Genomic DNA, 18,437 nt, shown 5'->3' with positions numbered 1-18,437 from the left:
TCATGCGGGCGGCCCCACGCGGTTCACTCGGAGACATGAGCGACGAGGGGCCCGGGACCGCCCCCGCACCCTCCGCCGACGAGACATCCGACCCCCGCGCCTGGATCGCCCCGCTGATCTCCACGGTCGTCACCGTGCCGCTGGGGCTGCTCGCCCTGCTTTACGGGGCGCTCTCGCCCATGGAGTGCGACTCCTGCAACGGCGAGGTGGCCGACCGCTTCCACGACAGCTGGACGGTCGGGTGGACCGTCCTGTGGATCGGCCTGCTCATCGCCCTGATCGTGCTGATCGCGAGCTGGGCCCTCCCGCACCGGCTCCGCCACGCGGCCCGGCGCGTGAGCCTGGCACTCGCCGCACCCGCCACCGTGGGGGTCGCTTTCGTAGCATTCATGGCACTGGTCGACTGGCCCTGACAGAAAGTGTCCACCCCCATGAACGACACGAACGTCCCGACCACGACGGAAGCCGCCTCCGCGACGGAAGCGGCGGAAGTCGCCGAACGCCTGATAGCCGAGTTCCGCGCGCTGCCGCCGGGCAGCGACCGCAAGCGCGAGATCATCACCGAGCTGGACGCCAACGCCCAGGCGCTGCCGTTCCTCGTCTCGGTCGTCGCGGACCCGGGCGAATACGACCTCGCCCGGGTCGAGAGCGCCACCGTCCTGCGCCTGTGGCCCCCGGCCGACCCCGTCCTGCGCCACGAGGCGGGCCGCGCCCTGCTCACCGCGCTGCGCGACCCGGAGGAGGACCTGGTCCGCCAGTACGCGGCGATGTCGCTGGCGCCCTACACCGACGACCCGATCGTCGCCACGGTCCTCGACACCACCGCACGGGCCGACCAGGACCCGCTCGTCCGGGACAGCGCCCGCTTCTCCATCGAGGAGGCCCACCGGCTCCAGGAGACCGGAGCGGGTGGGCCGTGATCACGCGGGGGCTCAGCCCCCGTCGTGTCCGAGCCACTGGGCGGCCTCGGTCGCCCAGTAGGTGAGGATCATCTGCGCCCCGGCCCGCCGGATCCCGGTCAGGCTCTCCAGGATCGCCTTGTCGCGGTCGATCCAGCCCTTCTCGGCGGCGGCCTCGATCATCGCGTACTCACCGCTGATCTGGTACGCCGCGACCGGCACGTCCACGGACTCCGCGACCTTGGCGAGGATGTCCAGATACGGTCCGGCGGGCTTCACCATCACCATGTCCGCGCCCTCCGCCAGGTCCAGCGCCAGCTCCCGCAGCGACTCGCGGGCGTTGGCCGGGTCCTGCTGGTAGGTCTTGCGGTCGCCGGTGAGCGAGGAGCCGACGGCCTCGCGGAAGGGGCCGTAGAAGGCGGAGCTGTACTTCACGGTGTAGGCGAGGATCGACACGTCCTCGTGGCCGGTCTGGTCCAGGGCGTCCCGGATCACGCCGACCTGACCGTCCATCATCCCGCTGGGGCCCACCACATGGGCCCCGGCGTCCGCCTGGACCTGGGCCATCTCCGCGTACCGCTCCAGCGTCGCGTCGTTGTCCACCCGGCCGTCCGCCGTCAGGACACCGCAGTGGCCGTGGTCGGTGAACTCGTCCAGGCACAGGTCCGACATCACGACGAGGTCGTCGCCGACCTCCTCGCGGACCGCGCGCAGGGCGACCTGGAGGATGCCGTCCGGGTCGGTGCCCACCGTGCCCCGGGCGTCCTTCTTCGCGTCCTCCGGCACCCCGAAGAGCATGATCCCCGAGACCCCGGCCGAGACCGCCTCGACGGCCGCCTTCCGCAGGGTGTCCAGGGTGTGCTGGTGCACGCCGGGCATGGCCGAGATGGCCACCGGGGCGTCGATGCCCTCGCGGACGAACGCGGGCAGGATCAGGTTCGCGGGGTCGAGCCGTGTCTCGGCGACCATCCGCCGCATCGCCGGGGTCGTCCGCAGCCGCCGTGGGCGGGAGCCGGGGAAGTTTCCGTACGCAGTCATCCTTCGACGATAGACCCGTACGCCGCACGGTCTTACCGACACCGACGCCGGGAAAGGCCCCCTGACAGGCCCAGGCGCCGGCCCGGAAAGGACGGCGGGCCCGGCCGCCGAAGCGACCGGGCCCGCTCACCCTCGTAACTGCTACGTCGTCGTCCGACGCCGGCGCGCACCCGGGCGCCGCTCGCTCGGCCGGGTCACCGGGTCGCCGGCCTCCTTCGCCGCGTCCCGGCGCTGCGCGCCGAAGGCGGCGAGCGCCTCGGCGAGCTTGTGCACCGACGGCTCCGGGGACAGCACGTCCACCCGCAGACCGTGCTCCTCGGCGGTCTTCGCGGTGGCCGGGCCGATACACGCGATCACGGTCACGTTGTGCGGCTTGCCCGCGATGCCGACCAGGTTGCGCACCGTCGAGGACGAGGTGAACAGGACCGCGTCGAAGCCGCCGCCCTTGATCGCCTCGCGGGTGTCGGCCGGCGGCGGCGAGGCGCGGACCGTGCGGTACGCGGTGACGTCGTCGACCTCCCAGCCCAGCTCGATCAGCCCGGCCACCAGGGTCTCGGTGGCGATGTCGGCGCGCGGCAGGAACACCCGGTCGATCGGGTCGAAGACCGGGTCGTAGGGCGGCCAGTCCTCCAGCAGCCCGGCGGCGGACTGCTCGCCGGAGGGCACCAGATCCGGCTTGACGCCGAAGTCGATCAGCGCGGCGGCGGTCTGCTCGCCGACCGCGGCGACCTTGATCCCGGCGAAGGCGCGGGCGTCGAGACCGTACTCCTCGAACTTCTCCCGGACCGCCTTGACGGCGTTCACGCTGGTGAAGGCGATCCACTCGTAGCGGCCGGTGACCAGGCCCTTGACCGCGCGCTCCATCTGCTGGGGCGTGCGCGGCGGTTCGACGGCGATCGTCGGGACCTCGTGCGGCACCGCGCCGTAGGAACGCAGCTGGTCGGAGAGCGACGCGGCCTGCTCCTTCGTGCGCGGGACGAGCACCCTCCAGCCGAACAGCGGCTTGGACTCGAACCACGCGAGCTGGTCGCGCTGGGCGGCGGAGCTGCGCTCTCCGACCACGGCTATGACCGGCCGGTGGCCCTCGGGCGAGGGCAGCACCTTGGCCTGCTTGAGGGTCTGGGCGATCGTCCCGAGGGTCGCCGTCCAGGTGCGCTGGCGGGTGGTGGTGCCCGCGATCGTCACGGTGAGCGGGGTGTCGGGCTTGCGGCCCGCCGAGACCAGCTCACCGGCGGCGGCCGCGACCGCGTCCAGCGTGGTGGAGACGACGGCGGTCGCGTCGCTCGCGCCGACCTCGCCCCAGCACCGGTCGGAGGCCGTACGGGCGTCGACGAAGCGGACGTCCGCGCCCTGCGCGTCACGCAGCGGCACACCGGCGTACGCGGGCACGCCGACGGCGTTCGCGATGCCCGGGACGACCTCGAAGGGCACCCCGGCGGCGGCGCAGGCGAGCATTTCCGCCCCCGCGTCCCCGTCCAGGCCCGGGTCGCCCGCGACAGCACGGACCACCCGCCTGCCGCCCTTCGCGGCCTCCATGACAAGATTGGCCGCATCCCTGAGAACGGGTACACCGGCGGCTGTTGACGAGACGTCAACAACCGTCAGCTCAGGCGTGCTCACGCCTGCTCGCGCATGGCTGCGAACGACGTCGAGCACCTCGGGCTCGGCGACAAGGACGTCCGCGCTCGCCAGCGCCTCGACGGCGCGCAGGGTCAGCAGTCCCGGGTCGCCGGGACCGGCGCCGAGAAAGGTGACCTGACCTTGGGCGGACAGGGCAGGAAAGTCGGATGCGGCGGGGCCGGTGGGGCTCAAAGTGCTCGCTCCCCCATAAGACCGGCCGCACCCTTGGCGAGCATCTCGGCCGCGAGTTCGCGACCGAGGGCCGCCGCGTCGTCGTGCGACGTGGGGACGGGACCGGTGGTGGACAGCTGTACGAGCGAGGAACCGTCGGTGGTACCGACGACTCCGCGCAGGCGCAGTTCGTTGACAACCTGTCCGTCGACCAGGAGGTCGGCCAGCGCACCCACAGGTGCGGAGCAGCCGGCCTCCAGGGCGGCGAGCAGGGCACGCTCGGCGGTCACGGCGACCCGGGTGTACGGGTCGTCGAGCTCGGCGAGCGCGGCGGCGAGGTCGGCGCTGGACGCGGCGCACTCGATCGCCAGTGCTCCCTGGCCGGGAGCGGGCAGGACGGTGTCGACCGGCAGGAAGTCGGTCACCTCACCGCTCCGGCCGAGACGGCTGAGCCCGGCGGCGGCGAGAACCACCGCGTCGAGCTTCCCGTCACGCACGAACCCGATCCGCGTGTCGACGTTGCCCCGGATGGGGACGGTCTCGATCCGCAGACCGCGGGAACGGGCGTACGCGTTGAGCTGCGCCATGCGGCGCGGCGAACCGGTGCCGATGCGAGCGCCGTCGGGCAGCTGCTCGAAGCTCAGCCCGTCCCGGGCGACCAGCGCGTCGCGCGGGTCCTCGCGCTGCGGCACGGCCGCCAGCACGAGGTCGTCGGGCTGGCTGGTCGGCAGGTCCTTGAGCGAGTGGACGGCGAAGTCCACCTCGCCGCGCGCCAGCGCCTCGCGCAGGGCCGCGACGAACACGCCGGTGCCGCCGATCTGCGCCAGGTGCTCGCGGGAGGTGTCCCCGTACGTGGTGATCTCGACGAGCTCGACGGCGCGCCCGGTCACCTCGCGAACCGCCTCGGCGACGAGTCCGGACTGGGCCATGGCGAGCTTGGAGCGCCGGGTGCCCAGCCGGAGCGGCGCGGCGCCTCGCGCGTCCGGCGATGAGTTGTCGGTCATGACCGCCCTCTATTCGGGTCGTTCAGGTCGGCCCGGGAGACGGCGGCCACCGTCTGCGGGTCGAGGTCGAAGAGTTCGCGCAGCGCGTCCGCGTACCCGGCGCCGCCGGGCTCGCTGGCGAGCTGCTTGACCCGCACGGTGGGCGCGTGCAGGAGTTTGTCGACGACGCGGCGCACCGTCTGGGTGATCTCGGCGCGCTGCTTCTCGTCCAGGTCGGGAAGGCGGCCGTCCAGCCGGGCGATCTCGCCGGCGACCACGTCGGCGGCCATGGTGCGCAGGGCGACCACGGTCGGGGCGACGTGCGCGGCGCGCTGGGCGGCGCCGAAGGCGGCCACCTCGTCGGACACGATGGTGCGGACCCGGTCCACATCGGCGGCCATCGGGGCGTCGGCGGACGCCTCCGCGAGCGACTCGATGTCGACGAGGCGCACACCGTCGATGCGGTGGGCCGCGCCGTCGATGTCGCGCGGCATGGCGAGGTCGAGCAGGGCGAGCCGGACGGGTCCGGTGGACTGGGCGGGCACGGTGACCCGGCGCAGCGCGGTCGCCGGACCGGCGTGCGCGGCGGAGGTGGCGGAACCGTTCTCCACCCAGGCGGCGTGCTGGTCGACGTCGGCCGGGGCCGGGGTGACGGTGGCCGCGGGCTTCTCGGGCGCGGCGTCCAGCGTCACGCCCAGGGCGTCGGCGAGGGCGTCGGCGGTGAGCACGAGGCCGGTGGAACCGGTGCAGGAGACGACGATGTCGGCACGTGTCAGTTCGTCGCCGACCGCGGACATCTCGACCGCGTGCGCGCGCACCTCCGTGTCGTCGCCCTGCTGGAGGATCTCCACCAGGCGGTCCGCGCGGGAGCGGGTCCGGTTGGCGACGACGACCTCGGCGCAGCCGGTGCGGGCGAGGGTCGCGGCGGCCAGCGAGGACATCGATCCGGCGCCGATGACCAGGGCGCGCTTGCCGCGGGCCCAGCGCTCGGGGTCGGCGCCGGCGGCGAGCTGCTGGAGCCCGAAGGTGACGAGCGACTGCCCGGCCCGGTCGATGCCGGTCTCGCTGTGGGCGCGCTTGCCGACCCGCAGGGCCTGCTGGAAGAGGTCGTTCAGCAGCCGGCCGGCGGTGTGCAGCTCCTGGCCGCGCGCGAGCGCGTCCTTGATCTGGCCGAGGATCTGCCCCTCGCCGACGACCATCGAGTCCAGCCCGCAGGCCACCGAGAAGAGGTGGTGGACGGCCCGGTCCTCGTAGTGCACATAGAGATACGGAGTGAGCTCCTCCAGCCCGACGCCGCTGTGCTGGGCGAGCAGGGTGGACAGCTCGGCGACGCCCGCGTGGAACTTGTCCACGTCGGCGTACAGCTCGATGCGGTTGCAGGTGGCCAGCACGGTGGCCTCGGTCGCGGGTTCCGCGGCGAGGGTGTCCTGGAGCAGCTTGGCCTGAGTCTCGGCAGCGAGCGAGGCCCGCTCCAGTACGGAGACGGGGGCGCTGCGGTGGCTCAGTCCGACGACGAGGAGGCTCATGCCGGCATCACGGCGGGCATGTCCCCGTCGGGTCCCTTCCGGCTGGCGGGCGTGGCACGCATCGGGGGCGCGCCCTCGTCCTCGGCGGCGGAGTCCTCGCCGGCCTTGCGCTGCTCGTGGAACGCGAGGATCTGGAGCTCGATGGAGAGGTCGACCTTGCGTACGTCGACACCCTCGGGCACCGACAGCACGGTCGGCGCGAAGTTCAGGATGGAGGTCACACCGGCGGCGACGAGCCGGTCGCAGACCTGCTGGGCCGCGCCGGGCGGGGTGGTGATCACGCCGATGGACACACCGTTGTCGCTGATGATCCGGTCCAGGTCGTCCGTGTGCTGGACGGCGATCCCGGCCACCGGCGTACCGGCCATGGCGGGGTCCGCGTCGATCAGCGCCGCGACCCGGAAGCCGCGGGAGGCGAAACCGCCGTAGTTGGCGAGGGCCGCGCCGAGGTTACCGATACCGACGATCGCGACCGGCCAGTCCTGGGTGAGCCCGAGCTCACGCGAGATCTGGTAGACGAGATATTCGACGTCGTATCCGACACCGCGGGTGCCGTAGGACCCCAGGTAGCTGAAGTCCTTGCGCAGCTTCGCCGAGTTGACGCCGGCCGCCGTGGCCAGCTCCTCGGAGGAGACCGTGGGGACCGATCGCTCGGAGAGCGCGGTCAGGGCGCGCAGATACAACGGAAGTCGGGCGACGGTGGCCTCGGGAATTCCTCGGCTACGGGTCGCCGGTCGGTGTGTTCGGCCAGTTGCCACGGTGCTCCTGCGGGATGAGCGGGGCTGCAGGCGGCCGTATGTCCCAAGACCGCCCCGTCGAATGCAGGCTATGCCTTTGTGAACGCGTGCACAAAGATGGTGTCCGTTTTGTCCGGTCAAAGTGACCGGGGTCACGCGTATTTCCCGCGCGATCCCGGAACCGGGGACCGCATCGGCCCGTTGCAACCTCGAAGGGGGCAAAGCGGTACACACTCCTCACAGCCAAGCCCCCGAGGCCACTCAAAACGCCCGCAATGTTAACCGGGTTTCGCGTCCGCACCCAGCGCCTTGCGCAGCCTCGCCGGGTCCACACGCCAGAACGTGTGCTGTTCGTCATCGATCAGCACCACCGGAATCTGCTCCCAGTACTCCTTGTGCAGCTCCTCGTCCTCGGTGATGTCCTTCTCCACCCACGACGCACCGGTCTCCGCGCAGACCGCGCTCACCACCGCCCGCGCGTCCTCGCACAGATGACATCCGGGCTTCCCGACCAGCGTGACCACCCGCTCGGCGGGCTTCTTCTTCGTACGGCGCAGCAGAGGACTCATGCCTTCATTCTGCGCCTGCGGGCCACCGCCCCGGGCCGCCCGGAATCGCCCGATTCACCGTTCCGACCCGAAGCGTTCACACCCTCGCATCGCGGCAGGTCGGGCAGGTACGGGCGGACTGGCTATGCTCACCGCATGGCCGCTCTTGGATGGCTCACACCCCGTAGGCGTTCCGCTACCGCACGGAGCGTCCTGGCAGGCGAGGCCGCCGCCGAGGCCGCACGCAAGACCTCGGCCGCCGACGACGACTCCGCCCTCCTGACCGGAACCTCCGAAGAAGCTCCCGAGGAGCCCGCGTTCCCCGTCGCCGGGGACCACCGCGCCGCCGCCTTCTTCGACCTCGACAACACCGTGATGCAGGGCGCCGCGATCTTCCACTTCGGCCGCGGCCTCTACAAGCGGAAGTTCTTCGAACGCCGCGAACTCACCCGGTTCGCCTGGCAGCAGGCCTGGTTCCGGCTGGCCGGCGTCGAGGACCCCGAACACATGCAGGACGCCCGCGACAGCGCCCTGTCCATCGTCAAGGGCCACCGCGTCTCCGAGCTGATGTCCATCGGCGAGGAGATCTACGACGAGTACATGGCCGACCGCATCTGGCCCGGCACCCGCGCCCTGGCCCAGGCCCACCTGGACGCCGGACAGAAGGTCTGGCTGGTCACCGCCGCACCCGTGGAGACCGCCACCATCATCGCCCGCCGCCTCGGCCTGACCGGCGCGCTCGGCACCGTCGCCGAATCGGTCGACGGCGTCTACACCGGCCGGCTGGTCGGCGAACCCCTGCACGGCCCCGCCAAGGCCGAGGCCGTCCGCGCCCTGGCCGCCGCCGAGGGCCTGGACCTGGACCGCTGCGCCGCCTACAGCGACTCGCACAACGACATCCCGATGCTCTCGCTGGTCGGCCACCCGTACGCGATCAACCCGGACACCAAGCTCCGCAAGTACGCCCGCGCCCGCGACTGGCGGCTGCGCGACTACCGCACCGGCCGCAAGGCGGCCAAGGTCGGCATCCCGGCCGCCGCCGGGGTCGGCGCGCTCGCGGGCGGCACGGCCGCCGCCGTCGCCCTGCACCGCCGCCGCCGCTGACCCGCACCCGCCCTCCGTACGCTCCACACCCCGCGCACTCCGCGCCCCGTGCCCCCAGGCCGGTCACGGGGCGCGGCCACGCCCGGACCCGGGCGCCCGATCGTGAGCCGCTCCGGCACCCCGGCCGACGCCCGCTCCGGCCTGCCGGATCGCCGTCGCACGGCCACAACCCGTCGCCCCCGCAGACAGATCACGAAGTAATCCGATCAATAAACGGTCACCAAGTGCTACTTGATTCGTCACTTAGCGATAACAGAAGCGACGGAACCGGTGATTTAGACAACTGGGTGTAGTGCTGCCTGCACGAAGCGTTATTCTCCTCAGACGCATCACGGAGACCGTCACTCGCTACCACGGGTGATGTTTTTCGAACTGCTCGTGATGGAAGCTCTGCCTCTGGGAGTCCCGTGTACCCACACGTCGGGGTTGACGCCTCGGGCCTGGCTACGCTGCGTGCATCGGTCATTGACCGCTTGCGCGGCTTCGTCCCCACCGCGTACGCCGTCCCCGCTTTTGCCACCCCTGCACCTGCCGGCCCTTGTTACGCCCTGGCCGAACGCAGTGCGGCGGTCGGAAGACGCGGCACCCGCGCCGCCTCGACCACCTCGACCGTCCGCCGTCCCACCGCCGACAGCGACAGCGCGCGCATGATGGATCTCGTCGAGCGCGCACAGGCCGGTGAGGCGGACGCCTTCGGCCGCCTGTACGACCAGTACAGCGACACCGTGTACCGGTACATCTACTACCGCGTGGGCGGCAAGGCGACCGCGGAGGACCTCACCAGTGAGACCTTCCTCCGCGCGCTGCGCCGTATCTCCACGTTCACCTGGCAGGGCCGCGATTTCGGCGCCTGGCTGGTCACCATCGCTCGCAATCTGGTCGCCGACCACTTCAAATCCAGTCGTTTCCGACTGGAAGTGACCACCGGCGAAATGCTCGACGCCAACGAGGTGGCGCGCAGCCCCGAGGACTCCGTCCTGGAGTCCCTCTCCAACGCGGCCCTGCTCCAGGCCGTGCGGCGGCTCAACCCCCAGCAACAGGAGTGCGTCACCCTGCGGTTCCTCCAAGGCCTCTCGGTCGCCGAGACCGCCCGGGTGATGGGCAAGAACGAGGGCGCGATCAAGACCCTCCAGTACCGAGCCGTACGGACGCTCGCCCGGCTCCTGCCGGACGACGCCCGCTGACCGAACCGCTGCGTGACCGTCCCGTCACGCACTGGTCCGATCATCTTTCGTGCGTAACCCAAGTGCCGCGCGCCTCGTTGTGCCGGTTGCAGGCCCCCTGCCGTCACCCCCTGTCCGTCTCCGCTCACTCCATCGAGTGGAAACGCTCAAGGTGTGCAACTTCCGGACCGCCAGGGGAGTCGACCGTCATGACGAGAGGAGGTGCCGCCAGTGATCGCAAACGTTTCGGCACACCGGCGGGCGAACGCCTTCGCCCAGGCCCTGGAGGAGCAGACCCCCCAGGGTGCGGCGGCCGTACAGCCCGCGGAGCCGGCCGACCAGGCCGACCGCGGACCGCTGTTGGCCCTGGCGAACGGCCTCGGTGAGCTACCGAAGCCGCAGTTGGACCCCGAGGTCAAAGTGGTGCAGCGAGCACAGCTCGTCGCGGCCATGGAGGCCATGTTCGCCGAGGGCGGCGCGTCCACGGGCCCTACGGTGCCCGTGCAACGGGGCAAGGGGGCCCACCGGGCCTCACCACTGCGGAAATTGCGCCCCCGCTCCCGCTGGGCGAAGGGTCTCACCGCCGGCGGGCTCACCGTCGGCGTGGCCGCGGGAGCCTTCGGCGGAGTGGCCGCCGCCAGCTCCGACGCCCTCCCCGGTGATTCGCTGTACGGGCTGAAGCGCGGGATGGAGGACATCAGCCTCGGCATGGCCAAGGGCGACGCCGACCGCGGCGAGGTCTATCTCGACCAGGCCTCCACCCGGCTCAGCGAGGCCCGCAGACTCATGGAGCGCGGCCGCTCCGGCGCACTCGACCACGAATCCCTCGGCGCCGTCAGACGCGCGCTCAACGGCATGTCCCACGACGCGTCCGAGGGCCACCGCCTGCTCCGCGCCGCCTATCAGCGCGACGGAGCGATCGGCCCCATCCAGACCCTGGACACCTTCTCCCGCTCGCACCGCGACACCTGGAGCAGCCTCCGCGACCGGCTGCCCGTCCAGCTCACCGACGTCCGCGACGAGGTCAGCTCGGTCTTCGACGCCATGGAGGAAGAAGTCGCACCGCTCCAGTCGCTCCTGCCCCGCCCCCCGGGCGAGGACAAGAACACCGGACGCGCCGACACCACCACCCCGGACACCGGTTCGCCCCGGACCGACGCCCCCGCATCCCCGGCCGCCCCCGAGCAGCCCGGAGACCGCACCGACGGCAACAGCACCACCCCCAAGCCCTCCGGCTCTCCGGGCTCCGCCGACACCACCCCGGACGACGGGCTGCTCGGCGGCGGCACGGACGGTCTGCTGGACGACCTCCCGACGGACGGCCTCACCAAGCCCTCCCCCGAGAGCAAGCCCAGCGCGCCGGCCGCCCCGGACGTCACCCTGCCCCCGCTCCTCCCCGGGCTCCTCCCGGGCCTCGGCATCGACGGCGAGAACCTCAGGCCGTAGCTCCCGAGCCCACAGAGGGAGGGGCCGGTACGCCATCGCGTACCGGCCCCTCCCCTGTGCAACTGATCAGAACGGGCAGGTCAACCGGGCAGGTCAGAAGAAGACCGACCGCCGCTGCACCAGCAGCTTGTACAGCGTGTGCTGGATCTGCTCGCGCACCTGGTCCGTCAGGTTGAACATCAGCATCGGGTCCTCCGCCGCCTCCGGCGGATATCCGTCCGTCGGAATCGGCTCACCGAACTGGATCGTCCACTTCGTCGGCAGCGGCAGCGCGCCCAGCGGCCCCAGCCACGGGAACGTCGGCGTGATCGGGAAGTACGGGAAGCCCAGCAGCCGGGCCAGCGTCTTCGCGTTGCCGATCATCGGGTAGATCTCCTCCGCGCCCACGATCGAGCACGGCACGATCGGCGCACCCGCGCGCAGCGCCGTCGACACGAATCCGCCACGGCCGAAGCGCTGAAGCTTGTAGCGCTCGCCGAACGGCTTGCCGATGCCCTTGAAGCCCTCCGGCATCACGCCGACGATCTCACCCGTCTCCAGCAGCCGCTGCGCGTCCTCCGCGCAGGCCAGCGTGTGACCGGCCTTGCGCGCCAGTTCGTTGACGACCGGGAGATGGAAGACCAGATCGGCGGCGAGCAGCCGCAGATGCCGCTCGGCCGGATGGTTGTCGTGCACCGCGACCTGGAGCATCAGTCCGTCCAGCGGCAGCGTCCCGGAGTGGTTGGCCACGATGAGCGCCCCGCCGTCCGACGGGATGTTCTCGATGCCCTTCACCTCGACCCGGAAATACTTGTCGGCCAGCGGGCGCAGCGCCGACATCAGGACCTGGTCGGTGAGCTCCTTGTCGTACCCGAACTCGTCGACGTCGTAGTCACCGGTGACCCGCCGCCGCAGGAACGCGAGCCCGCCCGCGATCCGCCGCTCCCAGCCGCCGCCCGCGGAACCCTCCACGTCCACCGCATCGCCGCGGGGCTCCTGCGGCACCTGCTCCGCCTCCACGGGCGGCTCGGGCACCTGCGCCCCCGGCAGGGCGCTCAGCGGAGCCGCCGAGCCGTCACCTCGACCGCCGCCGGGGCCGCCCGCCCCGGTCCGGCGCCGCGCCGGACGCGATGTGCCACCGGACCGCGAACGGTCGTCGTCGAACGGAATGACCTTGGCGTCCGCCATCGTCGGTGCGCTCCTCTACCTGGCGCCATGAGTCGTCTGTACCGCACCGGACCCGCGCTCCCGCGGCCCGGCGCCTCCCGGAAGCGGCAGCGCCGCCAGCCGGTCCACCACCCCGCCCACCGTCGCCGGCGGCAGCAGCCCCGGCCCCCGGCTCCGCGCGAACTCCGCGAACGTCTCCGCCGTGGTGAACTTCGGCCGGAAACCGAGGGTCTCGCGCATCTGCACGGTCGAGACCACCCTGCCATGGGTGAGCAGCCGGATCTGTTCCGGCGAGAAGTCGGTCATGCCGATCGTACGGAGCGCCGAGCCGACCCAGGTGACGGCGGGCAGCAGCACCGGCACGGTCGGCCTGCCCAGCCGCCGCGAGCACTGCGACAGCAGCAGCACCCCGTCACCGGCGATGTTGAACGTGCCGCTGTTCAGCGTCCCGCGCCGGGGCTCGTTCGCCGCGATCCCCAGGACGTCGATCACATCGTCCTCGTGCACGAACTGGAGCCGCGGGTCGTAGCCGAAGACGGTCGGCAGGACGGGCAGCGACAGATAGTCGGCGAGCGGCGAGTCCGGGTGCGGCCCCAGGATGTTGGCGAACCGCAGCACGCACACCGCCACGTCCGGCCGGCGGCGGGCGAAGCCCCGTACGTACCCCTCGACCTCCACCGCGTCCTTCGCGAAGCCGCCGCTGGGCAGCGACTTGGGCGGGGTGGTCTCGGTGAACACGGCGGGGTCGCGGGGCGCCGACCCGTACACGCTCGTACTGGACTTCACCACGAGCCGTCGCACCGTCGGCGACTTCTGGCAGGCGCCGAGCAGCTGCATGGTGCCGATGACGTTGGTCTCCTTGATCGCCGTCCGGCCGCCGGCGCCGAGCGCCTTGCCGGAGACGTCCAGATGAACCACCGTGTCGACGGCGTACTCGGCCAGGATCCGCGCTATGGCCGACTGCCGGATGTCGGCGCGGACGAACTCCGCGTCGCCCAGCTGATGCGCGGGCGCGACCGCGTCGACGGCGATCACCCGGTCCACCCCGGGCTCGCGCTGCACGCGCCGGACGAAGCGGCCTCCCAGCTGCCGGGCCACTCCGGTGACGAGCACGACCTTTCCCAAGACCCGGCTCCCCTGCTTCCCGCGGTAACTTCCCTGGCCGTCACCGTAGCGGGTGGACGCCGCCCTGTGATGACCCCAGGCCCCGAAACGCACCGCAGCCCTCCCGCCGGTAGGGCGGAAGGGCTGCGGATCTCACGAACTGCGTTCGCTTACTTCTTGTTGCGACGCTGAACGCGCGTGCGCTTGAGCAGCTTGCGGTGCTTCTTCTTGGCCATCCGCTTGCGCCGCTTCTTGATAACAGAGCCCACGACTACCCTCGCTTACTTCATCTTCACTGGTGCGGGGCGTCTGGGCCCACACGACCTACGTCGGCCTAGCCTACCCGCCACCGTCCGAGGGACGTAATCCGCAGGCAACCTCCGGCTGACCTCAGGCTGATTCCACCCCCACGAAGGACTCGCGGAGATACGCGTGAACCGCTTGCTCCGGCACCCGGAAGGACCTGCCCACCCGGATCGCCGGCAGATGACCACTGTGCACCAAGCGGTACACGGTCATCTTCGACACTCGCATGACCGAGGCGACTTCCGCCACAGTCAGAAACTTGACCTCGTTGAGAGGCCTCTCGCTGCCAGCAGCCATGACCCACCTGTACCTTCCGCACCGGACGCGCACCGGCTTCCCCTCCGGTGACTCTTCGTCGTTGTGCGCTCACTCACCAGATTAGGGGCGGGTGGTGCGAGTGGGGAAGAGGAGGGGCGGTCGACGGCCTACTGTGACAGACGGGCCCGATTGAGCACATAGCGCGTCAACGGCCGGTAAAACGGGGCCCGTACGCCGTCGTCGACCGGAACCACGACGGACACCCGGCCCTCCGCCTCCCCCACGAACAGCGCCGGATCGTCCGTGTCCGCCGGCCCGATCGCCTCGATCCCCAGCTGACCTGCACCGCAGACCCAGCCGTGATCCCCGATCACCAGCTCCGGCAGCACCCCGAGCCGCTCCGCCGCGTCCTGGAGCGCGAGCCGCACCGGAAGCGGCGAATGCGTGTGCGCGCCGGTCTCGCCCCCCGTGGGCCGCCCCCCTGGTTCGCGCACCAGGGCAACACCCCGTACGTAGTCGAGGTTGTACGTACGTACGCCAAACCGGGTCGTTATGTCGACACATCTCCCCTGCGCAGGGGTGAGAACAGGACAGCCCGCCGCCGACAGAGCGTCTGCCAGCCCGGCGTAGAAACCGAGCAGCCGGTGCGGATGACCGGTCCCCAGCAGCACCGGAGCCCGCCGCTCGGCCACCAGCGCCAACCGCTCGGCGAACGCGTCCAGCGCGGCCACCGTCCGGTCCGGGTCGATCGCGTCGGGCCCGCTCACATGCGCGGGATCCGCCGAGACCCCGCACCGGTCCGCCATCAGCCGCAGCAGCTCGCCCTCACCCCAGGCCCGCTCGGGCGCGAGCCCCAGCATCACCCGCGGATCCCGGGCGGCGAACAGCCGGTAGCTGCGCAGACTGTTCTCGCGCGGCGTGGCCACGGGCCCGGCCAGCCGGGCCGCCAGCAGATGGGCGCGTAACGCCCCGGTGCTCAACACCCCTGGGATGCTGCCGTATCGCGGAGCCACGGCGGACCGGATTCCCGGTACGCCCCACCGTTGGCGTAACGCACGGCACAATGCCCGCGTACGCCCGGCCGCACCTCTCAGGTCAGCAGCCCCCGCAGCGGGAACGCCGCCCTCCGGGACGCCAGCACCGCCTGGTCCAGCCGGTCGGCCGGATCGTAGCCGTCCTCCCACGCCTTCCAGGACGGCGTACGCCCGTCGGTCATCCTGCCCGGCCCCAACTGCCGCGTACGGGCGTAGACGAGATCCCGCCAGGACGGCGGCACCACCGACTCCGGATCGACGGGCGCGTGCGCCGCGATCCCGACGAGATGCGTCCACGACCGGGGCACCACGTCCACCACCGCGTATCCGCCGCCGCCGAGCGCCACCCAGCGCCCGTCGGCATGGTCGTGCGCCAGCCGGTGACAGGACTCCATGACCGCCCGCTGGGCGTCCAGCGACACCGCGAGATGGGCGAGCGGGTCCTCGAAGTGGGTGTCGGCCCCGTGCTGGGTGACGAGCACCTGGGGCCGGAAGTCGGCCAGCAGCTCGGGCACCACGGCGTGGAACGCCCGCAGCCACCCCTCGTCCCCGGTCCCGGCGGGCAGCGCCACGTTCACCGCGGAACCCTCGCCCGCCCCGGCCCCGGTCTCCTCCGGCCACCCGGTCTGCGGGAACAGCGTCCGCGGATGCTCGTGCAGCGAGATCGTCAGTACGCGCGGGTCCTCCCAGAACGCGGCCTGCACCCCGTCGCCGTGGTGCACGTCCACATCGACGTACGCGACCCGCTCCGCGCCCAGCTCCAGCAGCCGGGCGATGGCGAGCGCCGGATCGTTGTAGACGCAGAACCCGGCGGCCGAACCGGGCATGGCGTGATGCAGCCCCCCGGTGAAGTTCACCGCGTGCTCGCTCTCGCCCCGCCACACGGCCTCGGCGGCGCCCACCGACAGCCCGGCGATCAGCGCGGACGCCTCGTGCATCCCGGCGAACGCCGGATCGTCCACGGTCCCGAGCCCGTAGTTCTGGTCGGCGGCCCGCGGATTCAGCGAGGCGGCCCGCACCGCCGCCACATAGTCCTCGCGGTGCACGAGCCGCAGGGTGGAGTCCCCGGCGGACTTCGCCGACCGCAGATCCACCGCCCCGTCGAGCCCGAACGCCCGCACGAGCCCCATCGTCAGGTCCAGCCGGACCGGATCCATGGGGTGGGTGTCCCCGAAGTCGTATCCCGTAACTGCGTCATCCCACATCAGCTGTGCGCGCCCGCTCATGCCCGCCACCGTATCGGGCGGGGTTCGGCGCGAACGCGCGGGCATACACGAGCGTCACCAGCACCAGACCCATCGGTACGAGCATGGCTCCCCGATAGCTCCACGCATCGCCCAGAGCGCCCACGAGCGGCGAACCGATCAGGAACCCCACATAGTTGAAGATATTCAGCCGGGCCACGGCAGCATCGCTGTTCTCCGGGAACATCCGCCCGGCCGCCGCGAAGGTCTGCGGCACGATCACGCACAGCCCGAACCCGAGCATCGTGAACCCGAGCATCCCCACCCAGGCCCCCGGCGCCAGCGCCACCACCGCGAACCCGCCGGCCGCCAGCAGACTTCCGCCCCGCACCACAGCGACCGCCCCGAACCGCCGCACCCCGAGGTCCCCCACGGCCCGGCCCAGCAGGGTCGTCACCATGTAGACGTTGTACGGAACGGTCGCGAGCTGCTCGGAGCTGCCCAGCACGTCCTGGAGGTACTTGGCACTCCAGTTGGAGACGGTCGAGTCCCCGATGTACGCGAAGGTCATGACGAGACACAACGGCAACAACAGCTTGAACGACAGTCCCCCGCCCGCACCTCCACCACCGGAGCGCGCTTCCTCCTCCGGCCCCTTCCCCTCCGTGTACCACCGGCTCCCGGCCAGCGCGGCCGGCAACAGCACCACCACGACGGGCAGATAGGACACGAACAACGAGAGGTCCCACCGCGCCCCGACCCACGCCAGCGACGCCCCCGCGATCCCGCCGAGGCTGTACGCCGCGTGGAACCCGAGCATGATGCTGCGCCCGTACGCCCGTTGGAGGCTGACGCCCAACATGTTCATGGAGGCGTCCAGCGCCCCGACGGCCAGCCCGAAGACGCCGAGCGCGACGGCGACGTGCCACACCTCCCGCCCGGCGCCCACCCCGAGCAGGGCGAGCAGGACGAGGGGCTGGGCCCACCGCAGGACGACGCCTGGCCGCACCCGCGCGACCAGCTTCTCGGTGGCCACACTGCCGGCCCCCGCCAGGATCGGGACAGCGGCGAGGAAGACGGGCAGCAGCCCGTCGGATATCCCGTACTGGTCCTGAATGGCGGGGATACGCGTCACCAGAAGGGCGAAGGCCACCCCTTGGACGCCGAAGCTCAACCCCAGGGAGGCCCTGCCGTGCCGCAAGCCCGCTTCTGTCATGGCCGCGAGCGTAGAGCCAGGCGCTACCCGTGGGTAGACGGATCAGCCGAGCAGTTTCAGGCCAGCAGCTCGGGAAGCTGCGCCATGTCCGAGAAGTGCCCGGTCACTCCGGTGAGCCGGTCGGCGGGCATCATCGACGTGAACCCGTACACGTCCATCCCCGCCGCCCGCGCCGCCTCGACCCCGAGCGGACTGTCCTCGATGACGACGCACCGCTCCGGCGCGACGCCCATCCGCTCGGCGGCGTACAGAAACAGATCCGGCGCCGGCTTGCCCCGCCCGACATCCTCCGAGCTGAAGATCCACTCTTCCTCGAACCACTGGTCGATCCCCGTCTTGCGGTGCCCGACCCGGATGCGCTCGTGGCTCCCGGAGGAGGCGACGCAGTAGTCCACCCCGTCCGCGACGAGCTTCCCGAGCAGTTCCTCGGCCCCGTCCACCGCCACCAGCTCCTGCTGGAAAGCGGCGAACGTACGGGCGTTGAGCGTGGAGTCGAAGTCCTCGGGCAGCTTCTGCCCGGTCCTCTCCTCGACGAGATCGTGCACACGGTGCACGGCGGACCCCATGTAGTCGCGGAGCGACTCGTCGTACGTGGTGGGGTGACCGAGTTCGGTCAGGTAGCCGGAGAGGACGGTGTTGGCGAGCGGCTCACTGTCGACGAGCACACCATCGTTGTCGAAGATGACCAGTTCGTAGCGCATGGTTCGACCCTAGACGTTCAGAACGCAGAAAAGCCCCGTGCCACAAGGCACGGGGCTTTCCCGGAAAAATTGTTCGGCGGCGTCCTACTCTCCCACAGGGTCCCCCCTGCAGTACCATCGGCGCTGAAAGGCTTAGCTTCCGGGTTCGGAATGTAACCGGGCGTTTCCCTAACGCAATGACCACCGAAACACTATGAAAATTTGAACACCGGATGTTTACACGGCTGTTCATTATTTCAGAACTAACACAGTG

19 protein-coding genes and 1 rRNA gene are annotated in these 18,437 nt (G+C 71.3%); 5 read left to right on the top strand and 15 right to left on the bottom strand.

What is annotated here, in order from left to right:
- The first annotated feature begins 35 nt into the window (after window positions 1-35).
- Both AC0VY3_RS02620 and AC0VY3_RS02615 read left to right on the top strand, forming a co-directional pair.
- Window positions 36-413, top strand: a complete 378-nt coding sequence (locus tag AC0VY3_RS02620) for a hypothetical protein (RefSeq protein WP_475548798.1) — start codon at window positions 36-38, stop codon at window positions 411-413.
- Between the two features lie 18 nt (window positions 414-431).
- On the top strand, window positions 432-920 hold the full coding sequence (locus tag AC0VY3_RS02615) for a hypothetical protein (RefSeq protein WP_475548797.1): 489 nt from the start codon (window positions 432-434) through the stop codon (window positions 918-920).
- A 12-nt stretch (window positions 921-932) separates the two neighbouring features.
- Here the strand turns inward: AC0VY3_RS02615 and hemB are convergent, their stop codons facing one another.
- The 6 genes from hemB to AC0VY3_RS02585 all read right to left on the bottom strand — a co-directional run bounded on the left by hemB (window position 933) and on the right by AC0VY3_RS02585 (window position 7,543).
- On the bottom strand, window positions 933-1,937 hold the full coding sequence (gene hemB, locus AC0VY3_RS02610; RefSeq protein WP_242735003.1) for a porphobilinogen synthase: 1,005 nt from the start codon (window positions 1,935-1,937) through the stop codon (window positions 933-935).
- A gap of 141 nt (window positions 1,938-2,078) precedes the next feature.
- Window positions 2,079-3,749 (bottom strand): bifunctional uroporphyrinogen-III C-methyltransferase/uroporphyrinogen-III synthase, encoded by a 1,671-nt coding sequence (locus AC0VY3_RS02605; protein WP_103507737.1) that lies wholly within the window; start codon window positions 3,747-3,749, stop codon window positions 2,079-2,081.
- Window positions 3,746-4,732 carry a hydroxymethylbilane synthase gene (gene hemC, locus AC0VY3_RS02600; protein WP_475548796.1) on the bottom strand — a complete coding sequence of 329 codons (987 nt, stop codon included), beginning with the start codon at window positions 4,730-4,732 and terminating at the stop codon, window positions 3,746-3,748. The genes AC0VY3_RS02605 and hemC overlap by 4 nt, the downstream gene beginning before the upstream one ends.
- Window positions 4,729-6,237 carry a glutamyl-tRNA reductase gene (locus AC0VY3_RS02595; RefSeq protein WP_103507735.1) on the bottom strand — a complete coding sequence of 503 codons (1,509 nt, stop codon included), beginning with the start codon at window positions 6,235-6,237 and terminating at the stop codon, window positions 4,729-4,731. Before AC0VY3_RS02595 ends, hemC begins: the two co-directional genes overlap by 4 nt.
- On the bottom strand, window positions 6,234-6,995 hold the full coding sequence (locus tag AC0VY3_RS02590; protein ID WP_003968336.1) for a redox-sensing transcriptional repressor Rex: 762 nt from the start codon (window positions 6,993-6,995) through the stop codon (window positions 6,234-6,236). Before AC0VY3_RS02590 ends, AC0VY3_RS02595 begins: the two co-directional genes overlap by 4 nt.
- Before the next feature lie 257 nt (window positions 6,996-7,252).
- Window positions 7,253-7,543 carry a glutaredoxin family protein gene (locus tag AC0VY3_RS02585; RefSeq protein WP_475548795.1) on the bottom strand — a complete coding sequence of 97 codons (291 nt, stop codon included), beginning with the start codon at window positions 7,541-7,543 and terminating at the stop codon, window positions 7,253-7,255.
- Window positions 7,544-7,678: 135 nt separating this feature from the next.
- Between AC0VY3_RS02585 and AC0VY3_RS02580 the strand changes: the two genes are divergently transcribed.
- The 3 genes from AC0VY3_RS02580 to AC0VY3_RS02570 all read left to right on the top strand — a co-directional run bounded on the left by AC0VY3_RS02580 (window position 7,679) and on the right by AC0VY3_RS02570 (window position 11,235).
- A complete protein-coding gene (locus AC0VY3_RS02580) occupies window positions 7,679-8,626 on the top strand; it encodes an HAD family hydrolase (protein ID WP_475548794.1) in 948 nt (315 codons plus the stop codon).
- A 407-nt stretch (window positions 8,627-9,033) separates the two neighbouring features.
- On the top strand, window positions 9,034-9,810 hold the full coding sequence (locus tag AC0VY3_RS02575) for an ECF subfamily RNA polymerase sigma factor, BldN family (RefSeq protein ID WP_003968333.1): 777 nt from the start codon (window positions 9,034-9,036) through the stop codon (window positions 9,808-9,810).
- A 210-nt stretch (window positions 9,811-10,020) separates the two neighbouring features.
- Entirely contained in the window at window positions 10,021-11,235 is a 1,215-nt protein-coding gene (locus tag AC0VY3_RS02570; RefSeq protein WP_475548793.1) for a DUF5667 domain-containing protein, read from the top strand.
- A gap of 93 nt (window positions 11,236-11,328) precedes the next feature.
- Here the strand turns inward: AC0VY3_RS02570 and AC0VY3_RS02565 are convergent, their stop codons facing one another.
- The 9 genes from AC0VY3_RS02565 to rrf all read right to left on the bottom strand — a co-directional run bounded on the left by AC0VY3_RS02565 (window position 11,329) and on the right by rrf (window position 18,372).
- Entirely contained in the window at window positions 11,329-12,402 is a 1,074-nt protein-coding gene (locus tag AC0VY3_RS02565) for a lysophospholipid acyltransferase family protein (protein ID WP_475548792.1), read from the bottom strand.
- A 15-nt stretch (window positions 12,403-12,417) separates the two neighbouring features.
- Window positions 12,418-13,506: an NAD-dependent epimerase/dehydratase family protein gene (locus AC0VY3_RS02560; protein ID WP_103509243.1), complete on the bottom strand. Its 1,089-nt coding sequence runs from the start codon at window positions 13,504-13,506 to the stop codon at window positions 12,418-12,420.
- 149 nt (window positions 13,507-13,655) lie between these two features.
- Entirely contained in the window at window positions 13,656-13,754 is a 99-nt protein-coding gene (locus tag AC0VY3_RS02555; RefSeq protein WP_003948845.1) for a 30S ribosomal protein bS22, read from the bottom strand.
- 121 nt (window positions 13,755-13,875) lie between these two features.
- A complete protein-coding gene (locus AC0VY3_RS02550) occupies window positions 13,876-14,088 on the bottom strand; it encodes a helix-turn-helix domain-containing protein (protein WP_003968329.1) in 213 nt (70 codons plus the stop codon).
- A 128-nt stretch (window positions 14,089-14,216) separates the two neighbouring features.
- Window positions 14,217-15,032: a phosphatase gene (locus AC0VY3_RS02545; RefSeq protein WP_103509247.1), complete on the bottom strand. Its 816-nt coding sequence runs from the start codon at window positions 15,030-15,032 to the stop codon at window positions 14,217-14,219.
- A 107-nt stretch (window positions 15,033-15,139) separates the two neighbouring features.
- Entirely contained in the window at window positions 15,140-16,309 is a 1,170-nt protein-coding gene (locus tag AC0VY3_RS02540; protein WP_137234241.1) for an acetoin utilization protein AcuC, read from the bottom strand.
- Window positions 16,278-17,483 (bottom strand): MFS transporter, encoded by a 1,206-nt coding sequence (locus AC0VY3_RS02535; protein WP_103509245.1) that lies wholly within the window; start codon window positions 17,481-17,483, stop codon window positions 16,278-16,280. Before AC0VY3_RS02535 ends, AC0VY3_RS02540 begins: the two co-directional genes overlap by 32 nt.
- 56 nt (window positions 17,484-17,539) lie before the next feature.
- Complete coding sequence (locus AC0VY3_RS02530) at window positions 17,540-18,184, bottom strand: HAD family hydrolase (protein WP_103509246.1); 645 nt, start codon at window positions 18,182-18,184, stop codon at window positions 17,540-17,542.
- A gap of 71 nt (window positions 18,185-18,255) precedes the next feature.
- Window positions 18,256-18,372: ribosomal RNA gene (rrf, locus tag AC0VY3_RS02525) — 5S ribosomal RNA — on the bottom strand.
- Between the last annotated feature and the right edge of the window lie 65 nt (window positions 18,373-18,437).

The organism is Streptomyces sp. iso_384, from assembly GCF_056172905.1.
Note: the sequence above shows the minus strand (reverse complement) of the source record. Positions and strands in the feature narration are given on the sequence as shown.